Origin of the sequence: Rhizobium sp. WCS2018Hpa-16, assembly GCF_031843705.1 — a bacterium.
GTDB classification, from domain to species: Bacteria; Pseudomonadota; Alphaproteobacteria; order Rhizobiales; family Rhizobiaceae; genus Agrobacterium; species Agrobacterium tumefaciens_C.
On the sequence record NZ_JAVTIX010000002.1, the window covers coordinates 990891 to 1013206 of the forward strand.

Below are 22316 nucleotides of genomic sequence, written 5' to 3' on the forward strand. Positions count from 1 at the left end.
AAAGACACTTTCTCGTCAGGTGCTGGTAATCTGGGCCTTCTTGCGGAGCTCGTCGAGATATTTCTTCTCGTTCGGGTTTTCGCCTTTTTCAGCCTTTGTCAGGTCTTCCGCACGGAAAACGACCTCGGCTGCGTAGTCGTCAGATACCTGCTGCTTCTTGCAGATTGCCAGATATTCGACACCCTTTTCGGTGACGCGGGTTCCGGTGGTGCCACCTTCCGGTGTCTTTTCCACAAGCGGCTTCCAATCCGGCGGCAATTCCGGCTCGAGCATGCGCCCAAGGTCCTTGATGGAGACATCAAGCATCGTTGCCGCAAATGTCTTGCCCTGTTCGCAGCCGGGATACCGCTTGCGAGAGGCTTCAGCTTCGGACTTACGCTTACCTGTGATGGCATTGCGCTTGGCTTCCGGAATCACAAAAATGATCTGCTGCAGAAAATACTCGTTGGTCACAGGCTTGTCGCCACGCTCTTTCAGGCGCGTCACGAAATCCTGCGTCGACATTTTGTTTCTGCCGCCATAGCGCGCATTGACCAGACGAGGCCAGCTCATCTGAACCGCGATGAACGATTTGAAGTGTTCAGCGCCAACACCAGCCTGCGCCAGAACCTTGGTCAACTGATCCGTCGTCATCTTGTTGGTGGAGGCGAAGCGGGCAAATGACGCGTCGACATCAGCCGTGCTGACCGACATTTTGACGCGTCCAATTTCTTCACGCTTCAGCGCTTCATCGATCAGCTGCTCACGCGCTTTTTCAGCGAGATTTCCAGACTGGCGCTGCAATTTGAGAAAGGCAACACGTCTGGCAATGTCATCACTGGTGATTGGCGTCTTGTTGACAACGACCTTGACCGTATTGGCTGCGAAAGCATCCTGAGCGGGCAAGGTAACGATCATGGGAACTGCGAAAATCGCAAAGGCGAATGCTACACTGCGCAACGCCGTCTTTCCGAGTTTCATCCTGTTCTCTCCCTGTCGATAAGCCACTGACCAGCGTCACGGCTCTTTCAAGTATCCTGCTTATCGGATGAAACGGATACATCCGTTCGTCAACCAATATCTTGGGCGGCTGTTAAGTTTAACCGTGAACGCGACTGTCTATATCACCGTAGCGGGCCGAACAGCAATCGCGCAGACCTGCCACCACTGCAGTTATCTTGCGGCAAAACGGTGGCGCGAGGCCCGGTCGTCAATCACATCTGCCAAAATAAGCAACGGCGGAGCTTTCACTCCGCCGCAACCGTCATCAGAAATTGTTTGGCTTCCAGCCGATGTCGGCGTCATCCCAATCCGTGCCTGCAGAGCCAACACTGATATCACCCAGCGTTCTGAAGGCCAGACGCGCATTGACTGACCAGTCATTGGCGGATTCGCGAACCGAATTGATACTGCCTTCGTCCGAATAGCTGACGGTGAAGATCGTGCATTCATCCTGATAGAGAATACCGATGCGTCGTTCGCTGGAGAACTTGTTATTCAAATCGTAGTTGATAGCGCCGAACAAGGCCCAGTTATCGTCAAGACGCAGCTTGCCAGATGTCTGGATGATGTCGCGCTTGCGGTCATAACCATATTCAGGCTGTGCCTTGACCTGAGTGTAGCTGACTTTGCCCGAAATACGATTATCCGTATAGGCGACAGCCGTCTCGGAGCGATTGACGTCGAAGTTGTCCTTGTCAAAGCGGAAGCTAGACGAGAGCGACAAGCCGATGGGAGCATCGATCGCGGCCATGGCGACATAGTCGGAACGATCCGTTTCGAGACCAGAGTCCGCGCCGGCATTCACGAGGTCATTGGATGCGAACGAGTTGGTGCCGCCGAGATGGAACGACTGGCCAGCAATTCCGCGAATGCCATAGCCATTGTCAAAGGTGCCGTTGTAGCGGACACCAAGATTGGCGCGTGTGCCACCTTCGATACGGTCAAAGCCCGAGAACTTGTCACGCTCGAAAAGATTGGTCGCATCGAATACAAAGGCCTGGCTGTCTTCGTTTGGAAGTTCACCGGCGTAGGATTCGTTAGGCCGCACGAAGATCTGCGCAATCGGCTCGATTACGTGGTTGCTGTGCAGAGCAGTGAAGAGAACGGGATAGCGGGCTTCGAGGCCGAATGTCGCCATACCGCGGAACGATGCGTCATCATTGATCGTGCCATCATAGGATGGCACGCCTACGCCGAAGCTGTTCGTCGCCATATCGGTCCACAGCGCATCTCCACGGGCTGCGACCAGAGGGGTCAGCAAAAGGCCGCTATCAAATGTATAGGTGCGCTTCCATTCAGCTTCGGTGGTGAAACGGGTGTAAGACCCTTCCAGCCCGTTGAAGCGGGATGATGACCCCAGATTATACGCATCCTGGCTTTGGCGGGTTATGCTGGTGAAGTTCGTCGTCAACGAAAGTTCGCCACCATAGACCGGATCCGGGAAGAAGTACCGGTAGTCGAGAGCCGGGTGAACGATAGCCTGCTGGCGTTCCTTGGCCTCCGAATCATCGGTGTCCTGAACGTTGAAATAATAGGCGTTCACGTCAAAGCTGTTACGCTCCCCAAGGCCGGAGAGGTAGATCTTGTTGGTCTGAACGGAGTTCTTGTAATCCTTCAAACCGTAGGTTCGCGAGAAGTTATTGTCGGTCTGCACCATGGCATCCCAACCGAAAGTCCAGCGTGGATTGATCGTGAACTCACCCTTGGACGCAATCATCGCACGCGTATCGTTCAACGAGTCGCTGGTGTTGACGTCAAAATCCTGAGGATTCATCTGGTTGATACCAGCGGCACGCACCGTGTGCGTTCCCATCTCGAACCGCTGACGCAATTCACCTTCCAGCAACAAACCTTGCGAGGTGTAATAGGTCGGGGTGACGGTGACGTCAGCTGAATCGGACAGGACCTGATAATAAGGAACGCCGATGCCGAAGCCGAGATTATCCGTCACGCTCATGCGCGGGAACAGGAAGCCCGACTTACGCTTGACGGTGTTGTCCGGGACCGTGATGAACGGAAGATAGGCAATGGATTTGCCGAAGAGCTCAAAACGAGCTTTTTCCAGCCGCACAGTGTGCGTCTTGCCGTCCTGAATGACGCGTTCAGCCTTGACCTGCCACAAAGGCGCCTTGTCAGGCCGCTCAGAGCAGGGAAGGCATGCGGTGTAAACGCCGTTATTCAGGACCATGACGTCTTGCGAAAGACGCTCAGCGCTTTCACCGGCGATGCGGGTATTGTCAGTCGTTTCCACACGCAGCGCGTTGACGAAGCCCTGGCCGAAATCGTCGGTTACATCAAGCTCATCCGCATAGATGCGGTTGCCGCCCGGCTCGATCAATTCGATATTGCCACGTGCCAGCACGCGACCAGTTCCCTGATCGTATTCGACGCGCTGGGCCACCATGCGGTAGCCAGTGTAATGCAGGCGCACGCCACCGGTCGCGATGACGCGTTCTGCATCTTTATTATAGGTCAGTTCGTTTGCTGTTAGCAGGAGTTTTGATTGGTCTTGTGGATCGCCAACAATGACTCCGTCCTCAGCAAATGAGCTTGAGGAAGTCGCCACGTATGCGCACACAGCAGCACCAGTCAGAAGGGCTGTTGTAAGCCGTCTGATATTCCCGCGGTCAAATGCCGCCACTAGCCGTCCTCCTGATGAAGCAGAATTGTCGCCCCCAATGCCAACGCTACGACGACTGGAACCCAGACCGCAACGAAGGGAGGAACGACACCGCTACTCCCGAATGCCCTTACGAGCACGGTTACTACATAAAGCACGAAGCCGGAAACGATTCCACCCAGAATCACTGAGCGAGACTGTGCAAAACGGCTGAACTTTAATGAAACAGTCGCGGCAATGAACGTCATCGCCACGAGAAGAAAAGGCATGGACAACAGGAAGTGGTACTGTGTCTCCAGCGCCTTCGAAGAAATCCCGAAAGACTGCGCTACCTCGATTTTGTGAGAAAGATCAAAAAAAGCAACAGTTTCAGGCTGCGTCAGGCGCTCCTGAACGAATTCCTGTCTCAGATTGGTACTGATTCTTGCGGTCGCTTGCCGGGTCGGCACATGACCGGGGCGGATCTCGGCCACGTCGTTAAGAAGCCAGTAACCATCTTCCAACTTCGCAGACATTGCGTCCTGCCGAAAAAGAATATTGCCGTCTTGATCGAGGTGTACGAGCACCACATCCTTCAGAAGTGTTCCGTTATCTTCAAAGCTCTTGGCGCCAATGATCGTGTCTTGGCCACCGCTGCTCTGGCGCAGCCAGGGAAGGGTCTGCTGCTGACGGCCTGCATCGCCTTCATTGCGCCAACCCGACTCAACTGCCAGCGACTTGCTTTCGCCCCATGCAGCGATGGGATTGAGAACCGTCACTGATAGAATGCCAAGCAGCACAGCGCCGCCGACAAACGGCAGAATGAACTGCCATGCAGAAATTCCGGCAGCCCGTGTGACAACCAGCTCATATCGACGGTTGAGCGAGATCAGCGTCGTCATGCCAACGAACAGGGCAATGAACGGCACCGTCTGCTGAAGAATAAGCGGAAGCCGTAGCGCAGTCAGACCAAGGGCCGCTGGGACGGAATATCCCGGCAGACCGGACATGCGTCGGGCTGTCTCGCTGAAATCGGCAAGAAAGATAATCGAGGATACGCCAAGCAGGAACCAGAACGTCGTCATGGCATAGCGCTTGAGGAAATAGCGGGCGAGGGTGCCAAACATCATGCGCCGTTACCTCCGGTGCCTGCTGCCCTGGACGGCGAGAACCGCTTCTGAATGTTCTGGATCGCGTTGCCAAATGCCTTTGGCAAATGGAGCTTCTTGCCGGTCAGCAAGAGGAAGGCAGCGATTGTGCCGCTGACGACAGGAACAGCGTATACAAGCGGAATGAACGCGGCGCTCTGCTTCACCTGATTGGTGACGTAGAAACCAAGCCAGCGCAGCATGAAGGCTGTGATGAGCGCAGCCACCATCGGATGCAGCCGTGCTTCGCGGTGGGAGCGCGCATCACCAGCGACGACCAGCGAAATCAAGGCGAAAACAAAGGGAAACAGCCAATCCGCCAAACGACGATGCAGTTCTGAGCGGAAGCCACCGGGCGACTTCTTGTAGCTGTCTACGGTCTCATCCGGGGACAAAAGAAAGGCGAGGCTCGCATCGCTCGATGAGATCGAAGGCTCGGCGTCGGCCTTCTCAGACATAGTGGAGAGATCGAATGCGTAGGACAGGAACTTGACGACGGATACCTTGCCATCTGGCGTCTTCTGCTGGACTTCGCCATCGCGCATTGTCAGCGACGTACCGCCCTCATCGATCATACCTTCCTTGGCATAATAGATCAGGTCGTAATTTGGATCGCGCCTGTCCGCCACGAACAGCCCGCGCAGAATACGGCCCTGCCGTTCGCCGATCTGGACATAGAGGCCGTCCTGAATGGTGCGGAAGGTCTTTTCCTCGATGACGGAGGACAGAAGGTCGGCATAGGCTGCGGCCACCATTTGGCGCGCAGCGGTGCGGGCAGGCGGCTCTGCGAAGTTGGTAATGCCGAATGAGACAAGGCTCAGAACCGCACCTAGGATGAGGATGGGCCGAACGATGATCGAGCGCGGTGCACCGGCTGCATCGATGATCGCCAGCTCCGAATCCGTGTTCATCGCGGTCAGCGTCTGCGTGATGGCAATGACGAGCGCAAATGGCAGAACAACGGGGATCAGCGTCGGCAGCAGCATGGTCGCCAGGGTGGCGAACGAACCCATGGACTGGCCGGTATCCGTGACGAGATTGATTCGCTGAAGAACCTGAATCGTCCAGATAATCGCCAGAACAGGCAGCAGCGCGACCAGAAACATCTGCGTCGCACGTCGCAATATGTATCGTTCAAGAAGCGTCATTCGGTCCCTGATGAGGTGTCTTCATGCCTGTTCCCCCCGCGGGAACGGCTCCTATCTAGCCGCAACAATTGCGGATGGCTATTCCGCCCGGCTCACAAATCTCATTTGTAAGATCATTTTTATGACCTCTGTGTCTTTTTCTTGATGAGGGTTTTTCGCCATGTCCTTCCACTGATTCACAAAATTGACACTGACAGATACGATGGCAGGGTTGCGCCGGGCTGGGAAAAGGCCATGATCGGTCGCATCCTGAAATACGATGATGAGCGAGAACATGTCCGCTAAATTTGATATATCCTTTGCCAATTCCGCCACTCTCGAAGGTGCCAGTGCATTTCTTTTGCAGGTATCCGGTGACAACGCGCCAGCCGGCCAGGTGCAAGTAGACCCTGCCGGTGTGCTTGAGAAAGCGGTCAAAGTTGCCGGTTTTGCCGCCAAATCCATGAGCGTTCTGGATGTGTTGGCGCCTCAGGGTTCCGAAGCCGACAGAATCGTTGTGATCGGTCTCGGCAAAGCCGCGAAACTCACGGCGCATGACTGGTTGCGTGCCGGTGGAACAGCGGCTGCCAACTTCAAGAAAGCCGAAAAAGTGGTCATCTTTCTCGATGCGTTCGGCGTTGAGGTCGATGGCAAGGCGGCGGCTGATTTTGCGCTCGGTTTGATGCTGCGGGCCTACAGCTTCGATACCTACAAGACAAAAAAGAAGTCCGACGATGAAAAGACGCCGAAAAGCGTGGAGGTGACGATTGTAACAGCCGCCCACGCGCAGGCGAAAGCCGCGTTCGAAACGGCTGAGGCGGAGGCTGAGGGCGTCATCCTCGCGCGCGATCTCGTAAACCTTCCCCCGAATGTTCTGGGACCCGTGGAGTTTGCCGAAAAAGCAGAAGAGTTGAAGAAACTCGGCGTTGAGGTTGAAATCCTTGGCGAAAAGGAAATGAAGAAGCTTGGCATGGGCGCGCTTCTGGGTGTCGCTCAAGGGTCCGTGCGGCCGCCACGCCTGGCCATCATGCAGTGGAAAGGTGGCTCCAAGAAAGATGAGCCGATTGCCTTTGTCGGCAAGGGCGTGGTGTTTGATACCGGCGGTATCTCCCTGAAACCCGGCGCCGGAATGGAAGACATGAAGGGCGACATGGGCGGCGCGGCGGCTGTTACTGGCCTGATGCACACGCTGGCTGCTCGCAAGGCAAAGGCCAATGTCATCGGCGTTATCGGCCTTGTGGAAAACATGCCTGATGGCAACGCGCAGCGTCCGGGTGATATCGTTACGTCGATGTCTGGCCAGACCATCGAGATCATCAACACGGATGCGGAAGGTCGCCTCGTTCTGGCGGATGCGCTTTGGTACACCAATGATCGCTTCAAGCCGAAGTTCATGATCAACCTGGCCACCTTGACCGGCGCTATCACTGTCGCACTCGGCAATCTTCAGGCTGGCCTGTTCTCAAATGACGATGAGCTTGCAGAGCGGCTGACCAAAGCTGGCGATACCACGCAGGAGCGGCTATGGCGCATGCCGCTGGGCAAGGATTACGACAAGATCATCGATTCGAAGTTTGCGGATATGAAGAACAGCTCTGGCCGTCTGGCCGGATCGGTTACCGCCGCGCAGTTCCTCAAGCGTTTCGTGGGTGAGACGCCCTGGGCACATCTGGATATTGCAGGAACAGCCATGGGCTCGCCACTCACTGAGATCAACCAGTCATGGGGCTCCGGTTACGGCGTTCGTCTCCTCAATGAGCTTGTTCGCGCGCATTATGAGGATTGAATGTTGATGAGGAAGTGGCTACGGGCGTTTTGATGACAGAGATACTGTTTTACCATTTGACGGAATCGAAGCTGGAAGATGCTCTGCCGCCCCTTCTTGAAAAGTCTCTGGAGCGCGGCTGGAAGGTCGCGGTCCAGACTGCTGCTGTGGAGCGCCGTGATGCGCTCGACGTGCACCTTTGGACATTTCGGGATGACAGTTTCACGCCCCATGCCACCGACGCGTCAGACAAGGCCGCCGATCAGCCGATCTTGCTGACGGCAACGTCTGATAATGCCAATGCGGCCAATGTCCGTTTCATCGTCGATGGTGCAGACCCTCCGGCGCTGGATGTCTATGACCGCATCGTGTTTATGTTCGATGGCTATGATGCGGCTCAACTGGAAGGTGCTCGCGCCCAGTGGAAAAAACTTAAAGGCGAAGGGCATACATTGACCTATTGGCAGCAATCACCGGAAGGTCGCTGGCAGAAGAAGGCTTGAAGCTGATCAGGCATCGCGAGGAGGATACTTCCATGGCGAAAACAACACCACCTTCGGACCAGGATGCCGCGCGGCTCATGGCCGTGCGCGAAATATTGCCTCTGTCCGGTGCTGCGCAGGAGCTGAAATCGCTTTCAAGGCTGGCGAGGGAAATGTTTGGCACCTCGCGTGCAGCGGTTCACATTCTCGATGATAACTGGCTGCATATTGTTCACCAGTCTGGCGAAGAGGTCAGTGAATGCGCGCGGGATATCACCACCTGCAACGTGGTCGTTTTGACCAATGAATTGGTCGTCATTCCCGATCTTTCTGCAGAACAGGAATGGCAGTCCATGCCCTATGTTGTCGAAACTCCGCACATCCGTTTCTACGCCGGAGCGCCCATCGAGCTGGAGTCGGGGCTGGTGGTCGGTTCGTTTTGCGTTACCGATCCGAAACCGCGCCAGTTCAGCGCGGATGAGCAGGCCAATCTGAAACGGTTTGCGACGATTGCCGGTGCGCTGCTTCGATTGCAGCGGGCTAATTTCACCATGAGCCTTGCACAACGCGAGTTGCGGAATGCAGCCATGACAGATCCGCTGACAGGCTTCTTTAACCGTAATGCCTTGGAGCTGGTTGTCGATGAACAGATGAGCGAGGTATTGCGGGACAACGGAACATTTGGCGCGCTATATCTGGATATGGATGGTTTCAAATCCATCAATGATGAGCATGGCCACGATGCGGGTGATGCTGTGCTGCAGGAATCTGCTGCGCGTATCAGGCGCTGCGTGCGCTCACAGGACACGGTTGTGCGCATGGGAGGCGATGAGTTCGCCGTCTTCCTGCCACGCCCGCAGGCACCGGAAACACTGGAGAAAATTGCTGAGCGGCTGCTGAATGCATTCCGCGAGCCTTTTGTCATCAACGGCAGAAGCGTTGTTGCCAATCTGAGCATCGGTGGTGCGATGGCCCCGCAGGCGGGCAATGACAGGGTAGCGCTCTTGCGGCGCGTGGATGAGGCGCTTTATCAGGCCAAAAAAGAAGGGCGCAACCGATTCATCAGCCGCGCCCAGTCATAATGTGAATCGACGTCTTCGCTTAGTCGAAGAACGAATCCACGAACTTGTGGCGGCCGAGCAGGAACGCATCGGCGACGTGCATGAGCGGTGCAAGATCCACATCCGATGTGCCAGACTTGATGATCTCCGCGAAGCGTTCGTAGAGGGCAGGATACTCGCGCTCCGGCGCGGCCATTGTCTGCTCGCCGTTGATCGAGAGCTTCGCACCACCTTCGGACAGAACCATCTGGCCCGCTTCGGTTTCCGCTACGATATCCCAGCTCTGCTTGCCCGTCTGACGCCAGTCAAACTCGGCGTGAACCGGCATCTGTGTCACGTCGGAAAAGCGTATGTCCGCAGCGATTGGCGCGTCACGGTTTTCCGGGAATTCGAGCGTCGCTTTGGTAATGAAGAGTGCACGCGGCAGAATGTGGGTGATGATCGACAAGGCATTGATGCCAGGATCAAAAACGCCGAGGCCACCCGCCTGCCAGATCCATTCCTGATTAGGATGCCAGTGGCGAACGTCTTCCTTCCAGATGACGTGCACGCTGTTGATTTTCGTGGAGGAAAGGAAGCTTTTGGCGGCTTCTACAGCAGGCGCATAGCGCGAGTGCCAGCTTGCAAACAGCGAAACGCCCTTGGCATCAGCCAGTCGTGAAAGATCCTGCACTTCAGACAGGGTAGCGCCCGGTGGCTTTTCCAGAAACACATGCTTGCCAGCGTTGAGCGCGGCATAGGCAGCGGTGTAACGATATTGCGGCGGCATGCACAGAGACACGGCCTGCACATCTGGAACTGCTTCCAGCAGAGCCTCGATAGTGCCATAGGACGGCACACCTTCAACCGTACCATGACGGCTGGCAGTGGCGACCAGATCAAAATCCGGATTGGCGGCAATGGCTGGAAGGTGTTGATCGCGAACGATTTTGCCGACGCCGACGATGGCAAGTTTGGTGGCTGACATGAAAGAAAAACCCGTTTGAATGTTTCACTCGAAAAATAGTACTTTATGCAGTTCTATCAGAAACATCGGAGTCGGCAAGGCTCCGAGATGACCATCAGTTCAAAGAGGCGACAACCATCGGCTTATGGCTGTTTTTCTTGTAGACAAGATGCACGACCTTGTAGCCCTCTGCCCTTAACTGGGTCAGCAGCGCCGGCAACATGGCGGCTGTGCGTCTGTGAATATCGTGCATCAATATGATGCCGCTGCCGCGATGGCGAAGCGCTGCCATGGTGCGCGATGCGACGACGGCGGGCGCATCCTTGAAATAATCCTTCGAATCGATCTGCACATCCATGATGACCATGCCACGGTCCGAGACCATATGGCGCAGACGGCCATTGTCCGCCAGATATGGGAAGCGGAAGAATGACGCGCCGTTATCCGTCGCCTTTGAAACCGCGCTGGCACCACGGGAGACTTCCGCTAGTGCGCGATCAAAAGACAGGGCGCGCAAATTGGGGTGGCTATAAGTGTGGCTACCAACGCTGTGGCCGTCAGCAATGACCTTTTTGGCAATGTCAGGGTGAGCCTGCGCCATTTCTCCCACCATGAGGAAGGTGGCCTTGACGCCGAACTCCTCCAGAGTTGCCAAAATGCTCTCGGTTTTTCCGGGCACCGGGCCATCATCGAAGCTCAGCACAACCTCCTTGTTGGCAAGGGCGATATCGTCAGCGGAGGAAACGTAAATATCACGTCCTGCAAGCCCGGCTGGGTTTCGCGGACGCATCCACGCCACGGGAGACAGAGCAACCGGATCATCTGCCTTGAGTGATGAGCCCACCGGCGCAGATGCCGCAAAGGACGTTTTCATGGAGCCATCAACCGGCGGCTTTCCCGCGCAGGCAACAAGGCATGTGGCCAGTGCAATATTGGCCAGTACGGTTTGAAATGACATGAAAAACTCGAGGCTGGAATCACTGAGGTGTTACAGCATGGTTTCCATGATTATGGTTAATGACTGGTTACTTACGGGCAGTCTTAGAATAACGCCGATGAACGACAGCATCTAAGAGCCGATTATCCAGCCATTGCTTCTTCATATTCGCTTGAGAGCATCAACCACTGCTCTTCCGCGTCCGCGAGTTTGCTGGCAGCTTCGCCCCGTTCCTTCACTTTCAACGCCGCCTTGGCAGGCGCCTTTTCGTAAAGGCTCGGGTCGCCAAGTTCCTTATCAAGAGCTTGAATCAGTTTCTCAAGCTTTGCCGTCAAGGATTCGATATCGTTGATCTTTTTCTTCAGCGGAGCCAGTGAGGCGCGCTTTTCAGCGTTCGCCTTGCGCTGTTCGGCTTTTGAAGCGCCGTCTAAGACGACTTCAATTTTTTCGTCTTTTTTTTTACCCGAAGAGACGATCAGGTCCCGATACTCATCCATATCGCCTTCGAACGTAGTGACCGTGCCATTGTTGACGAGCCAGAGGCGGTCGACGGTGGCTTCGATCAGGTGGCGATCGTGCGAGATTAGGATGACGGCACCATTATAGTCATTGAGCGCCTCGATCAGTGCGCGGCGGCTGTCGATATCAAGGTGGTTGGTCGGCTCATCGAGAATGAGCAGGTTCGGCGCGTGAAATGCCGCAAGGCCCATCAGAAGGCGTGCCTTTTCGCCACCCGACAGATCCTTGGCGGGTGTCGCCATTTTTTCCGTTGCCAGCCCCATCTGCGCCACGCGTGCACGAACCTTGGCTTCCGGTGCCTGCGGCATCAGCTTGCGCACATGCTCGACCGGGTTTTCTTCCGGCACGAGATCGTCCAGCTGGTGCTGAGCAAAAAAGCCGATCTTCAGGGCTGGTGCGAGGCGCAAGTCGCCGCTGTCAGGCGCGAGACGGCCAGAGATGAACTTGGCGAAGGTGGACTTACCGTTACCGTTGGAACCCAGCAACGCGATACGGTCATCATTGTCGATGCGCAGGTTCAAGCCCTTGAGAATTGGTTTTCCCGGCTCATAACCCACCGCGCCGCCATTGATGGCAACAATAGGTGAGGCGGGCTGCTTTTCCGGCTCGGGGAAGGTGATCGGCTGGACGTGATCCTCGATGACGGATGAGACGGTTCCCATACGCTCCAGCGCCTTCACGCGGCTCTGGGCCTGTTTTGCCTTGGAGGCTTTGGCTTTGAAGCGATCGATGAAGCTCTGCAAATGCTTGCGGGCGGCATCGTTCTTGACCTTGGCTTTGGTCTGCAACTCGTCAGCTTCAGCCTTCTGGCGCTCGAACTGGTCATAGCCGCCGCGATAGAAGGTCAGCTTCTTCTGGTCCAGATGCACGATGGCGTTGACGGCATTGTTCAACAGGTCGCGGTCATGGCTGATGATGATGACAGTGTAGGGATAGCGGCGGATGTAATCTTCCAGCCACAGCGTGCCTTCAAGGTCGAGATAGTTGGTGGGCTCATCGAGAAGCAGAAGGTCAGGCTCGGCGAACAGAACCGAGGCCAGCGCCACGCGCATGCGCCAACCGCCTGAGAAGGACGAGGCGGGGCGAAGCTGGGCTTCCTGATCAAAACCCAGACCGGCCAGAATGCTGGATGCACGCGCTTCGGCAGAATGCGCATCGATATCGACAAGGCGCATCTGGATATCTGCGATGCGGCCCGGATCTGTTGCGGTTTCCGCTTCCAGCATCAGTGCAGCACGCTCCTTGTCGGCAGCCAGCACGATGTCGATCAGGCTTTCTTCCGTTGCGGGGGCTTCCTGAGCCACCTGTCCGAGGCGCGCATTCTTGGGAATGAAGACAGAGCCTGTCTCTGCCCCCAGATCGCCGGTAATGACGCGGAACAGCGTGGATTTACCCGCACCATTGCGGCCAACGAGGCCGGCCTTGGTGCCAGTGGGCAGCGAAACGCTGGCGTGGTCGAGGAGCAAGCGCCCGGCAATACGGGCGGAAACGTCTGAAATGGTAATCATGCCGCCGTTTTGGCCGAACTCAACTCCGAACGCAAGAGCGCGAAAGCCACAGTATCAACCGCTTTTATCCGCCGATCTGTAGCAGGTAACTGTTGCGGGAGCGTTGAGCCACTTCGCGGCTGTAGGGAACAACGCAGTTTCGAGCTCCGCTGCGAGCTGCCAGAAGTGCCAGCTCGGCATTTCCGTACAGTTCCGCCGCGCTGATCGTGCCCTCCGAAGCGGCCACCCCGATGGACACCGTGAGGCGTTCGCCATCGCCTTCCCTGGTAGCGAAACGAAGATTTTCCACCGTGTGGCGCAGGCGTTCGGCGATGCTGAGAGCCGTGTTTTGTGACACGCCAGAAAACAGGAAGGCAAACTCATTGCCTTCGATCCGCGCTGCGAAATCGTCTTTCTTGATCGATTTGCGAAACAGAGCGGCCAGCCGCCGCAAGGCCTTGTTGCCAGCAACAGTGCCGTATTTCTCGTTGATGTCCCTGAAATGATCGATATTCACGAGTGCGAGGCAGACGGATGTGTTGGTTTCTGCCTGGAAAAGGTCTGCGAGCTTGCCCAGAAAGGCTGGACGGTTGGGCAATGCTGTCAGGGCGTCTTTGAGTGACGCTGCCCTAAGCTGCGTGCTGCGCTCTTCCTGATCGATGATTTTTTCCAGACCCTGTCGCACGAAATTGTGCAGACTTGCCTGTTCGTGATGAACGTCGAGAAGCAGCTCGGCCAGATATTCCGGCGTGACATGCTCCCGCGGTCGGTCGGTTAGATTTGTTAAAAGGGCATCGGAGCGTTCCAGAGCGGCCGTGAGCCTCGCCGCGATCTGGGCGATCATGATCGCCGCTTCCGATGCCGCCTCCGACGCCGCAAGGCGCGAAAAGCTGGGCAGATTGTGTTTCTGGCCTATCATGTCGATGTCATGCTGCTGTGGCGCATTGCCCAGCGCCAGCACATCCTGGCCCATGGCTGCATTGTGCCCGCTCAGCACCTCAAAGAATAGTTCGTAATTGCGCGGCAGGGGCGCAAGGTTCATTTTCGAGATGAACTGCGTCACCTTCGTCACAACAAGGCTGCCTTTGGATGTGTCCCTGATCGTGCTGACGGTTTGTGAAGCCATGCCCCCGCATCTCCATGAATATGAACTGCCGATTGGCGCGGCACGTTGCTCTCTAAGCATTCTATTGTTCGCGACGCTTTAAAATACCATAAATGGCAGGCATCATTGCTGATGAATGCATATTTTCGCGCGTGATGGGTTCCATGACATCTAGTCATTTGATCATGATCCCCTTCAGTGATTTGATGGCGACGAAACTTCATGAGAAGGACCTGCGATGACTTCCAGAACCCTGTACTCGCTCTGCGGCAGTGACGACGCCCGCCCGTTTTCTCCACATTGTTGGAAAGCTGTCATGTCTCTGGCCCATAAGGGGCTGGATTTCGAGGAAAGGCCATTGGCCTTCACTGCAATACCGGGCGTGGAAAACGGCTTTTCCAAAACGGTGCCCATTCTTCGCGATGGCGATGAGTTGGTGAAAGATAGTTTCGAGATCGCAGTCTATCTGGATGAGGCATACCCAAACGCGCCATCGCTGTTTAACGGTGAGGGCGGCAAGGCCCTGTCACGTTTCGTCGAAAGCTGGTCGCAAACGCAATTGCACCCGGCCATCGTCAAGATTGCCGTTCTCGATATTCACGACATGCTGGATGAGGCGGACCGCGCATATTTCCGTGAAACCCGCACCAAAGCTTTGGGGAAAACCTTGGAAGAGGTGATCTCGGATCGCGACGCCGAAATCGCAGTCTTCCCGGAGAAGCTGGCGCCTATTCGTCGGATGCTGGCATCACAACCATTCCTGGGTGGAGATACCGCGCTGTTTGCCGATTATATTGTTTTCGGTGCGCTCCAATGGGTGCGTGTCACATCTGGCGTGGACCTGTTCGGAAAGAACGATGCAGTCCGCGACTGGTTCGAACGTTGCCTTGATCTGCACGGCGCGCGCGGAAGAAGTGTGACAGCGGCGTGAAATGTGATGGAGACGTGGGCAAATCCCGCCATACCCCTTGTTTTCGGCCCATCAGGCGGGTAAACACCGCCCACTTTCTCCAAGAATAAGGAATAGAGATATGGCGATTGAACGCACTTTTTCGATGATCAAGCCGGACGCAACCAAGCGTAACCTGACTGGTGCCATCACCAAGGTATTCGAAGACAACGGTCTGCGCATCATCGCGTCCAAGCGCGTATGGATGAGCAAGCGGGAAGCAGAAGGCTTCTACGCTGTTCACAAAGAGCGTCCTTTCTTCGGTGAACTGGTTGAAGGCATGACATCCGGCCCAACCATCGTTCAGGTTCTGGAAGGCGAAAACGCAATCCTCAAGAACCGCGAAATCATGGGCGCGACCAACCCAGCAAACGCTGACGAAGGCACGATCCGTAAGCAGTTCGCTCTGTCCATCGGTGAAAACTCCGTGCACGGTTCTGACGCTCCTGAAACAGCAGCTCAGGAAATCGCTTACTGGTTCGCAGAAACCGAAATCGTCGGCTGAATCAATCTGCCAGGTATCGGAATCAGTCTCTAAGGCGATTGCCTTAAGCGATTGAACTGAAACGAAAAAGCCCGCGTATTTATGATCTTTAAAGGGATCGAGATGCGCGAGCTTTTTGTTTGTTCAAAACCATGTAGGGTTGAAAGCAATTGGATTTTGGTCAGTAGACAGGGGGAGCGATATTGACTTTGGACCAGACAACTCTTCGCTTTTACGCGCAGGAATCCGAGGCCTATACCTCAAGAGGGCAGCCACACAGTGCGCATCTTGAGGCTTTCCTTAAACGTTTGCCACCCAAGTCCGCTATTATCGAACTGGGGTGCGGGGCGGGGCAAGACAGCGAATTTATGATTGCCCAGGGATTTAACGTTCGACCGACAGACGGCACGCCAGAAATGGCAAAAGCGGCATCACAGCGCCTGAACATTCCAGTCGATACTCTGTTGTTCAGCGATCTGGATGAAACGGCGGCCTATGATGGTGTATGGGCCAATGCGTCTCTTTTGCATGTGCCCAAGGCGGAATTACCGAGCATATTGAGCTTGATACACAGGGCGATGAAACCGGGCGGAGTGTTCTATGCCAGCTTCAAGACTGGGCGATCCGAAGGCCGAGACCAGCTTGACCGGTACTACAATTATCCATCGCAAGACTGGTTGACCAATGTCTATGGCGCCCTTGAGTGGCGTGAGATCGATATCAAAGCCGAAGCCGGTAGCGGGTATGATAAGATGCCGACGGACTGGCTGCATGTTACCGCTGTCAGATATTAGCGTCTTAGAGGTGCTGGATTACTGGCGCCATTTATCCTTTGCTGCGTCATCGGTATCCTTGGCTGATACCCAGTCGCCTGCGGTGCCGTCTTTGCCATGCTCCTTCTTCCAGAAGGGGGCGGCGGTCTTCAAATAGTCCATCACGAAGTTCGCGCCATCGAAGGCTGCCTGCCGGTGGCGGGAGGCTGCGATGACGAGAACGATATTGTCGCCGGTCTCGATCCGGCCGTAACGATGGATGGCCGTGAGGCCCAGAAGTTCGAAGCGCTCGATGGCAAGCTTGGCAATGCGCAGCATTTCGGCTTCCGCCATGCCGGGATAATGCTCAAGCTCAAGGGCTGATAGCGTGCCGCCATCATCGCGGCAAAGTCCCGTGAAGGTCACGACGGCCCCGATGTTTCTGTCGCCCTGCGATAACAGCCGAGCTTCAGCGGACGCATCGAAATCCTGTTGCTGCACACGAATGGTCGGCTCGACCGTCATGGCTAGCCACCTGTCATCGGCGGGAAGATACCGATTTCGCGCGCGCCTGCTATGCTCTCATCATGCTCGATATGTTCCTGATTGACCGCGATGCGGATTACATCCGGAAATTCAAAGGCGGCTTCATATTCTTCGCCCAGTGTCACCAGATGTTGGATCAGGTCGCCCGCTGTCTTCACGCTGGCAGGAAGATCGAGATCATCCTCGGATTTGCCGATTCTCTCGCGTACCCAGGCAAAATAGACAATGTGAACCATTAATCTGCATCCACGATGTGCTTGATACCAGCCCTGAAATAATCATAGCCGGTGTAGATGGTCAGCGCGGCTGCGACCCAAAGCAGGGTAATGCCGATTTCAGTCGTGTAAGGCAGAACCTTGTCGCCTGCCGGGCCCGCAAGGAGGAATGCGATTGAGACCATCTGGATCGTGGTCTTCCACTTTGCGATCTGCGTGACCGGTACGGAGACCTTCAACGCCGCCAGATATTCGCGCAGGCCAGAGACCAGAATTTCGCGGCACAATATCGTGATAGCAGCCCAGAGCGACCAGCCAGCAATTGTTCCATCCGCCGCCAGCAAGAGCAGTACGGATGCAATCAGCAGTTTATCCGCAATTGGGTCCAGCATGCGTCCGATATTCGATGTCTGGTTCCAGATGCGCGCCAGATAACCATCCAGAAAGTCGGTGAGCGAGGCGATGATGAAAAGCCACAACGCCGTCCATCGGGCAAAATCCGAACTTTCAAGCTTCCCCTCTATGAAGAAACACAGAACGATCACCGGAACCGCCAGAATGCGGCCATAGGTCAGGAGATTGGGGATGTTGTATGCGCGCGAAGCCATGGGGGGAACCTGTCATTCGAGATACAGCGTTGATGCAGCCCTAAGCAGCAAGCGTCAACACCCTATTATGTTTTTTTGCGGGTACCGCTCAAAACCATGCACTTAGTCTCGGCCACTCTCGTGGAAGTGATTGTAAACCTGTCGCGCTACCGTTTCAGAAATTCCCCCAACCGCCATCAGATCGCTTAGTGCCGCCCGCGATACTGCCTTTGCAGTGCCGAAATGCTGCAAAAGGGCGCGTTTGCGACCGGGGCCGATGCCGCCGATCTCATCCAGCGGGTTCTTGACCAGCTCTTTCTTGCGCCGGGCGCGGTGCGAGCCGATGGCGAAACGGTGAGCTTCGTCCCGCATGCGCTGAACGAAATACAGCACTGGATCACGCGGCGGCAGTGAAAAATCACTGCGCGTATCGGTAAAGAACCGTTCGCGGCCCGCATCACGGTCAACGCCCTTCGCCACGCCGATAGCGGTCACGCAATCGCGGATGCCGAGTTCATCCAGAATGGTGCGCACAGCGGTCATCTGTCCCTGTCCACCATCGATGAGAATAACATCCGGCCATGCGGGGAAGGGCGCGTCAGCGGCGTCTTCCGGCGCTGTGACCTGGGTGCGGTCCGGTCTGCCCTCTTCCTTCAGCAGCCGCGAAAAGCGGCGCGTCATCACTTCGCGCATCATGCCGAAGTCGTCGCCGGGGGTGATGTCGGTCGATTTGATGTTGAACTTTCGATAGTGGCTTTTGGTAAAGCCATCCGGCCCCGCAACCACCATGCCGCCCACGGCATTGGTGCCCATCATATGCGAGTTATCGTAAATTTCGATGCGTCGAGGCACATAGGGCAGGGCGAAGGTTTCCGCGAAGCCTTTCAGCAATCGGGCCTGTGACGATGTCTCGGCAAGCTTGCGCCCATGGGCCTCCCGGGCGTTTCCTAAAACGTGATCGACCACATCCTTCTTCTCTCCGCGCTGTGGCACGGAGATGGTGACCTTGTGGTTCGCTTTTTCCGCAAGGGCGGCAGAGAGCAACTCCTGCTCTTCGACCGCCTCCGACAGCAGGATTTGCCTCGGCACCGGCTTGTCATCGTAAAACTGCGCCAGAAAGGCGCTCAGGATTTCGGATCCGGGAAGGGAGGGGTCGGCTTTGGGGAAATAGGCACGGTTGCCCCAGTTCTGACCGGTGCGGAAAAAGAACACCTGAATGCAGGACACGCCACCTTCATGGTGAATGCCGAAAACGTCCGCCTCGTCGATGCCCGCCGGATTGATGCCCTGATGGCTCTGCACATGCGACAGCGCCGCAAGCCGGTCGCGGTAGACCGCGGCCCGCTCGAAATCGAGATCGTCCGAGGCCTCGTTCATCTGGGATGCGATGGTTGCCTTCACGCTCTGGCTCTTGCCGGAAAGGAAGTCCTTCGCCTCCTTCACCAGTTCCGCATAGCCCTCGTCACTGATCTCATGCGTGCAGGGTGCGGAACAGCGCTTGATCTGGTGCAGAAGACATGGGCGTGTGCGGCTTTCAAAAACGCTGTCCGTACAGGTGCGGATGAGGAAGGCGCGTTGCAGGGAATTGATGGTTCTGCCGACCGCGCCCGCCGATGCGAAAGGCCCGAAATAATCGCCCTTGCGGGCGCGGGCACCACGATGCTTGAAAATGGCCGGTGCGCGGTTATCGGCTGTGATGAGAATATAGGGAAAGGACTTGTCGTCGCGCAGCAGAACATTGTAGCGCGGACGTAATCGCTTGATCAGGTTGGCTTCCAGCAACAGCGCTTCGATTTCCGTGCGCGTCGTCACGAATTCCATATGCGTGGTCAGCCGCACCATCTGGCCGATGCGGTTAGAGTGGAAGCGGCCCTGCGCGTAATTGCTGACGCGCTTTTTCAAGGAGCGCGCCTTGCCGACATAGAGAACATCGCCCGCATCGTTGAACATGCGGTAGACGCCGGGATTGTTGGGTAGGTGTTTGACGAATTCGCCGATGAGATCCATGCCCTTGAGGCCGGACTCGTTTTTCCATCCCGCATTCCAGTCCATGGATGCAGGCGCGTATTCCGACACCACTTCACTGGTGGCCGAGGCTACGTCATCTTCATCGTCGTCATTATCATCGAAGAGAACGCCGCCATCGGGCAGCTTCTTTCCGTTCATTCAGGTATCTCCGCCACGTCAGGGGTTTCCCAGCCTAGGTGCTGGCCCCCGTCGAGCGCGATCATCTGGCCGGTGATCGACGGGGAGTCATATAGAAAGCGAATGGTGCGACCGAACTCATCCGGCTGCGGCCCACGCTTTAATATAAGGGCGTCGATCTGAGCCTGAAAGTCCTCAGGCTCCTGTCTTTCACTTTTAAACGATGGGCCGGGCCCGATGGCATTGACCCGCACGCGTGGGGCAAAGCTCTGTGCCATGGTTTTCGTGGCGGTCCACATGGCGGATTTCGAGAGCGTGTAGGAGTAGAAGCGCGGTGTGAGCGCCAGAACCCGCTGGTCTATGATGTTGACGATCAGGCCCGACATGTCGTCAGGCAATTGCCGAACAAGCGCGGCTCCGAGGATCGATGGTGCCCGAACGTGGACGGCGAAATGGGAATCGAAAGCGGCGCTGTCGAATTCATCTGCGGAATCGTGCTGAAAAACCGAGGCGTTGTTGACCAGAATTCCGATAGGTCCGAGCGCTGATCGAGCTGAGTCCATCAATGTTTCCGTCGAGGCGGAATTTTCAAGGTCTGCCTGCACAACAGCAGCACGACCACCATTTTGCCTTATTGTGTTAGCGAAGGCCTCGGCTTCATCCAGTGAGGAACGGGCATGGATGCCCACCGCGAACCCCTGTGAAGCAAGATACTCTGCTATTGCGCGCCCCATGCGGCGTGCGGCACCGGTAATAAGGACCGTCTTTGGTATAGTCTCGTTCAAAGCTGATTCACGCCCTGCTGCTGTGTGTTCTACATGCGAATATAAGTCGAAACATCGAGTTTTGAACAGCGAATGCGCTGATTATACAGATTTATGCCTTCACGTTACGTCCGAAGTAATTTGATTTAAATACATGTAAAATGATGATTTTTTAAGTTAACCACTCGTTATCCTTAATAGATTTTTGTGTCATTTTAGCAACGTCCCATTTCCGTCACGCCGGTGCCCCAATCAATTCACATTTTGGCTGTGTGATCTCCTCATTCACCCATCATTTTGATCATCAGTCGGGCAAGGGAACAAACTGTTTTACACCGCGTTTTGGGAATATGTGTTTGAGCACCCCGCGGGTATAGAAGGAGAATAGCATGCGTACTATCGTTGCAACACTACTGGCCACCACTATGGCAGCTGCGGCGTTTTCGGCAGCGAAGGCAGCCGACGCGGTGAACGAAGTGCCGCAGGCACCTGTTGCCTACGAGCAGCCAGCTCCGATTAGCAACTGGTCCGGCGCTTACCTCGGTGCGACCGGCAATTACGACTGGGGTCGTTTCACAGGTAACGGCGGTGATCGTGATGCCGACGGCTTCGGTGGCGGTCTCTACGGCGGTTACAACATGCAGAGCGGCCAGATTGTTTACGGTGCTGAAGCAGACGTAAACCTTGGCGACGAGAAGGGTTCTGCTGGCACCGGCGGTGCAGGCGAAGCACTTCGTGGCAAGCAGGGCGTAAACGGATCGCTGCGCGCACGCGTTGGTTATGACATGAACCCGTTCCTGCTCTACGGTACAGGTGGTCTGGCAATTTCTGACAACAAGGTCAGCAATTCCACATCCAGCGACAACGCAACAGCGCTCGGTTACACAGTCGGTGCCGGTGTTGAAGCCATGGTTACCAACAACATCACTGCTCGCGTTGAATACCGCTACAGCGACTACCAGGACAAGGACTTCTCGCTGGATACCGGTAGCGTATCTCGCGGCTTCGACGATCACAGCGTTAAGGCTGGTATCGGCGTAAAGTTCTAATCCCATCCGGATTGAGTGTTGAAAGCCGGGGTTCGCCCCGGCTTTTTTCGTTTATGGGCTTCAGGCCGGAGCTTTCATTTCGGCATAGGCAGTGAAGCGTTTGCCGAACTTTTCGGGCCAGTCGGCCAATGTCTTGCGACCAGCAGCCCACTCGCCAGCAAAGCGCAGATCCAGATATCCAATCGTTGCTGCCAGCGCGAAGTGGCCGCCATGCAGCTTCTTTCCTGTCTTGGGCAGGTTTGCATTCAGGTAATCAAGACCTCTGACGACCTTCGACCACTGCTTGTCGATCCAGGGCTGGTGTACAAGGTTTTCCGGGCGTGAGCGCCGCTCGTATACGATCGCAATCAGGCAATCCATGATGCCGTCGCACAAAGCTTCCAGCACTTCCGCTTCCGTGCGCTTGTCATGCTTCTTCGGATAGAGTTTTCCGCCAGACACTCGGTCCAGATAATGCATGATGGCAACGCTGTCATAGATCGATCCGCCATCATCCAGCAGCAGAACCGGTATTTTGCCCAGCGGATTGTTGTCCAGCAATGTGGATGGTTCTGCGCTAGTGTCGACTTTGATGTCGGTGATGCCGATGTCGAGATAGCGTGACGCCATTCGGACTTTGGCAGAGTAGGGGGATGCCGGCGAATAGAGGAGTTCCATGTTTGGTCTAC

The 22316-nt window shown here is 55.8% G+C and carries 21 protein-coding genes; 7 read left to right on the forward strand and 14 right to left on the reverse strand.

The window, feature by feature from the left end; all coding sequences use genetic code 11:
* Positions 1-15 precede the first annotated feature (15 nt).
* The 4 genes from RQI55_RS10900 to RQI55_RS10915 all read right to left on the reverse strand — a co-directional run bounded on the left by RQI55_RS10900 (position 16) and on the right by RQI55_RS10915 (position 5876).
* Entirely contained in the window at positions 16-960 is a 945-nt protein-coding gene (locus RQI55_RS10900; RefSeq protein WP_311272545.1) for a peptidylprolyl isomerase, read from the reverse strand.
* 286 nt (positions 961-1246) lie between these two features.
* Entirely contained in the window at positions 1247-3622 is a 2376-nt protein-coding gene (locus RQI55_RS10905; protein ID WP_311272546.1) for an LPS-assembly protein LptD, read from the reverse strand.
* The gene (gene lptG, locus RQI55_RS10910; RefSeq protein ID WP_192063770.1) at positions 3622-4710 is read right to left on the reverse strand and encodes an LPS export ABC transporter permease LptG; all 1089 of its coding nucleotides are present in this window, start codon (positions 4708-4710) and stop codon (positions 3622-3624) included. Before lptG ends, RQI55_RS10905 begins: the two co-directional genes overlap by 1 nt.
* Positions 4707-5876 carry an LptF/LptG family permease gene (locus RQI55_RS10915; RefSeq protein WP_311272547.1) on the reverse strand — a complete coding sequence of 390 codons (1170 nt, stop codon included), beginning with the start codon at positions 5874-5876 and terminating at the stop codon, positions 4707-4709. The genes lptG and RQI55_RS10915 overlap by 4 nt, the downstream gene beginning before the upstream one ends.
* Positions 5877-6150: 274 nt before the next feature.
* Here RQI55_RS10915 and RQI55_RS10920 point away from each other — a divergent pair, with 274 nt between their 5' ends.
* The 3 genes from RQI55_RS10920 to RQI55_RS10930 are packed head-to-tail and all read left to right on the forward strand — an operon-like array spanning position 6151 to position 9184.
* Complete coding sequence (locus RQI55_RS10920) at positions 6151-7641, forward strand: leucyl aminopeptidase (RefSeq protein ID WP_311272548.1); 1491 nt, start codon at positions 6151-6153, stop codon at positions 7639-7641.
* A gap of 32 nt (positions 7642-7673) precedes the next feature.
* Positions 7674-8123, forward strand: coding sequence for a DNA polymerase III subunit chi (locus RQI55_RS10925; protein WP_243256298.1), 450 nt, complete (start codon positions 7674-7676; stop codon positions 8121-8123).
* A gap of 32 nt (positions 8124-8155) precedes the next feature.
* Positions 8156-9184: a diguanylate cyclase gene (locus RQI55_RS10930; protein WP_243256297.1), complete on the forward strand. Its 1029-nt coding sequence runs from the start codon at positions 8156-8158 to the stop codon at positions 9182-9184.
* A 19-nt stretch (positions 9185-9203) separates the two neighbouring features.
* Here RQI55_RS10930 and RQI55_RS10935 read toward each other — a convergent pair whose 3' ends face one another.
* From RQI55_RS10935 to RQI55_RS10950, 4 genes are all read right to left on the reverse strand, one after another.
* Complete coding sequence (locus RQI55_RS10935; RefSeq protein WP_192063775.1) at positions 9204-10130, reverse strand: Gfo/Idh/MocA family protein; 927 nt, start codon at positions 10128-10130, stop codon at positions 9204-9206.
* 94 nt (positions 10131-10224) lie between these two features.
* On the reverse strand, positions 10225-11067 hold the full coding sequence (locus tag RQI55_RS10940; protein WP_243256296.1) for a polysaccharide deacetylase family protein: 843 nt from the start codon (positions 11065-11067) through the stop codon (positions 10225-10227).
* Positions 11068-11189: 122 nt separating this feature from the next.
* Positions 11190-13073 (reverse strand): ABC-F family ATP-binding cassette domain-containing protein, encoded by a 1884-nt coding sequence (locus RQI55_RS10945; RefSeq protein ID WP_042618584.1) that lies wholly within the window; start codon positions 13071-13073, stop codon positions 11190-11192.
* 64 nt (positions 13074-13137) lie between these two features.
* On the reverse strand, positions 13138-14178 hold the full coding sequence (locus tag RQI55_RS10950) for a GGDEF domain-containing protein (protein WP_243256295.1): 1041 nt from the start codon (positions 14176-14178) through the stop codon (positions 13138-13140).
* Between the two features lie 217 nt (positions 14179-14395).
* On the opposite strand from RQI55_RS10950, the gene RQI55_RS10955 reads away from it, so the two are divergent.
* The 3 genes from RQI55_RS10955 (at position 14396) to RQI55_RS10965 (ending at position 16384) form a co-directional block, all read left to right on the forward strand.
* Positions 14396-15088, forward strand: a complete 693-nt coding sequence (locus tag RQI55_RS10955) for a glutathione S-transferase family protein (RefSeq protein WP_243256294.1) — start codon at positions 14396-14398, stop codon at positions 15086-15088.
* A 100-nt stretch (positions 15089-15188) separates the two neighbouring features.
* Positions 15189-15611: a nucleoside-diphosphate kinase gene (gene ndk, locus RQI55_RS10960; RefSeq protein ID WP_042618581.1), complete on the forward strand. Its 423-nt coding sequence runs from the start codon at positions 15189-15191 to the stop codon at positions 15609-15611.
* Between the two features lie 179 nt (positions 15612-15790).
* Entirely contained in the window at positions 15791-16384 is a 594-nt protein-coding gene (locus RQI55_RS10965) for a class I SAM-dependent methyltransferase (protein WP_311272572.1), read from the forward strand.
* Positions 16385-16402: 18 nt separating this feature from the next.
* Here the strand turns inward: RQI55_RS10965 and RQI55_RS10970 are convergent, their stop codons facing one another.
* From RQI55_RS10970 to RQI55_RS10990, 5 genes are all read right to left on the reverse strand, one after another.
* Positions 16403-16867, reverse strand: a complete 465-nt coding sequence (locus RQI55_RS10970; protein WP_243256292.1) for a molybdenum cofactor biosynthesis protein MoaE — start codon at positions 16865-16867, stop codon at positions 16403-16405.
* Between the two features lie 2 nt (positions 16868-16869).
* Positions 16870-17124: a molybdopterin converting factor subunit 1 gene (moaD, locus tag RQI55_RS10975; protein ID WP_243256291.1), complete on the reverse strand. Its 255-nt coding sequence runs from the start codon at positions 17122-17124 to the stop codon at positions 16870-16872.
* Entirely contained in the window at positions 17124-17711 is a 588-nt protein-coding gene (gene pgsA / locus RQI55_RS10980) for a CDP-diacylglycerol--glycerol-3-phosphate 3-phosphatidyltransferase (RefSeq protein WP_042618577.1), read from the reverse strand. Before pgsA ends, moaD begins: the two co-directional genes overlap by 1 nt.
* A 102-nt stretch (positions 17712-17813) precedes the next feature.
* Positions 17814-19856: an excinuclease ABC subunit UvrC gene (gene uvrC, locus RQI55_RS10985; protein ID WP_243256290.1), complete on the reverse strand. Its 2043-nt coding sequence runs from the start codon at positions 19854-19856 to the stop codon at positions 17814-17816.
* The gene (locus RQI55_RS10990) at positions 19853-20620 is read right to left on the reverse strand and encodes an SDR family oxidoreductase (protein ID WP_279290402.1); all 768 of its coding nucleotides are present in this window, start codon (positions 20618-20620) and stop codon (positions 19853-19855) included. Before RQI55_RS10990 ends, uvrC begins: the two co-directional genes overlap by 4 nt.
* Before the next feature lie 368 nt (positions 20621-20988).
* On the opposite strand from RQI55_RS10990, the gene RQI55_RS10995 reads away from it, so the two are divergent.
* Positions 20989-21648, forward strand: coding sequence for an outer membrane protein (locus tag RQI55_RS10995; RefSeq protein WP_042618574.1), 660 nt, complete (start codon positions 20989-20991; stop codon positions 21646-21648).
* Between the two features lie 60 nt (positions 21649-21708).
* Here the strand turns inward: RQI55_RS10995 and RQI55_RS11000 are convergent, their stop codons facing one another.
* Complete coding sequence (locus tag RQI55_RS11000; RefSeq protein WP_243256289.1) at positions 21709-22305, reverse strand: glutathione S-transferase; 597 nt, start codon at positions 22303-22305, stop codon at positions 21709-21711.
* Positions 22306-22316 lie beyond the last annotated feature (11 nt).

Excerpts from the sequence above, each read along its gene's own strand:
- RQI55_RS10950 (WP_243256295.1), bottom strand. The coding sequence starts at position 14,178 with ATGGCTTCACAAACCGTCAGCACGATCAGGGACACATCCAAAGGCAGC.
- RQI55_RS10955 (WP_243256294.1), top strand. The coding sequence starts at position 14,396 with ATGACTTCCAGAACCCTGTACTCGCTCTGCGGCAGTGACGACGCCCGC.
- lptG (WP_192063770.1), bottom strand. The coding sequence starts at position 4,710 with ATGATGTTTGGCACCCTCGCCCGCTATTTCCTCAAGCGCTATGCCATG.
- moaD (WP_243256291.1), bottom strand. The coding sequence starts at position 17,124 with ATGGTTCACATTGTCTATTTTGCCTGGGTACGCGAGAGAATCGGCAAA.
- RQI55_RS10915 (WP_311272547.1), bottom strand. The coding sequence starts at position 5,876 with ATGACGCTTCTTGAACGATACATATTGCGACGTGCGACGCAGATGTTT.
- RQI55_RS10900 (WP_311272545.1), bottom strand. The coding sequence starts at position 960 with ATGAAACTCGGAAAGACGGCGTTGCGCAGTGTAGCATTCGCCTTTGCG.
- RQI55_RS10930 (WP_243256297.1), top strand. The coding sequence starts at position 8,156 with ATGGCGAAAACAACACCACCTTCGGACCAGGATGCCGCGCGGCTCATG.
- RQI55_RS10945 (WP_042618584.1), bottom strand. The coding sequence starts at position 13,073 with ATGATTACCATTTCAGACGTTTCCGCCCGTATTGCCGGGCGCTTGCTC.
- RQI55_RS10995 (WP_042618574.1), top strand. The coding sequence starts at position 20,989 with ATGCGTACTATCGTTGCAACACTACTGGCCACCACTATGGCAGCTGCG.
- RQI55_RS10935 (WP_192063775.1), bottom strand. The coding sequence starts at position 10,130 with ATGTCAGCCACCAAACTTGCCATCGTCGGCGTCGGCAAAATCGTTCGC.
- uvrC (WP_243256290.1), bottom strand. The coding sequence starts at position 19,856 with ATGAACGGAAAGAAGCTGCCCGATGGCGGCGTTCTCTTCGATGATAAT.
- pgsA (WP_042618577.1), bottom strand. The coding sequence starts at position 17,711 with ATGGCTTCGCGCGCATACAACATCCCCAATCTCCTGACCTATGGCCGC.
- ndk (WP_042618581.1), top strand. The coding sequence starts at position 15,189 with ATGGCGATTGAACGCACTTTTTCGATGATCAAGCCGGACGCAACCAAG.
- RQI55_RS10970 (WP_243256292.1), bottom strand. The coding sequence starts at position 16,867 with ATGACGGTCGAGCCGACCATTCGTGTGCAGCAACAGGATTTCGATGCG.
- RQI55_RS10940 (WP_243256296.1), bottom strand. The coding sequence starts at position 11,067 with ATGTCATTTCAAACCGTACTGGCCAATATTGCACTGGCCACATGCCTT.
- RQI55_RS11000 (WP_243256289.1), bottom strand. The coding sequence starts at position 22,305 with ATGGAACTCCTCTATTCGCCGGCATCCCCCTACTCTGCCAAAGTCCGA.
- RQI55_RS10925 (WP_243256298.1), top strand. The coding sequence starts at position 7,674 with ATGACAGAGATACTGTTTTACCATTTGACGGAATCGAAGCTGGAAGAT.
- RQI55_RS10920 (WP_311272548.1), top strand. The coding sequence starts at position 6,151 with ATGTCCGCTAAATTTGATATATCCTTTGCCAATTCCGCCACTCTCGAA.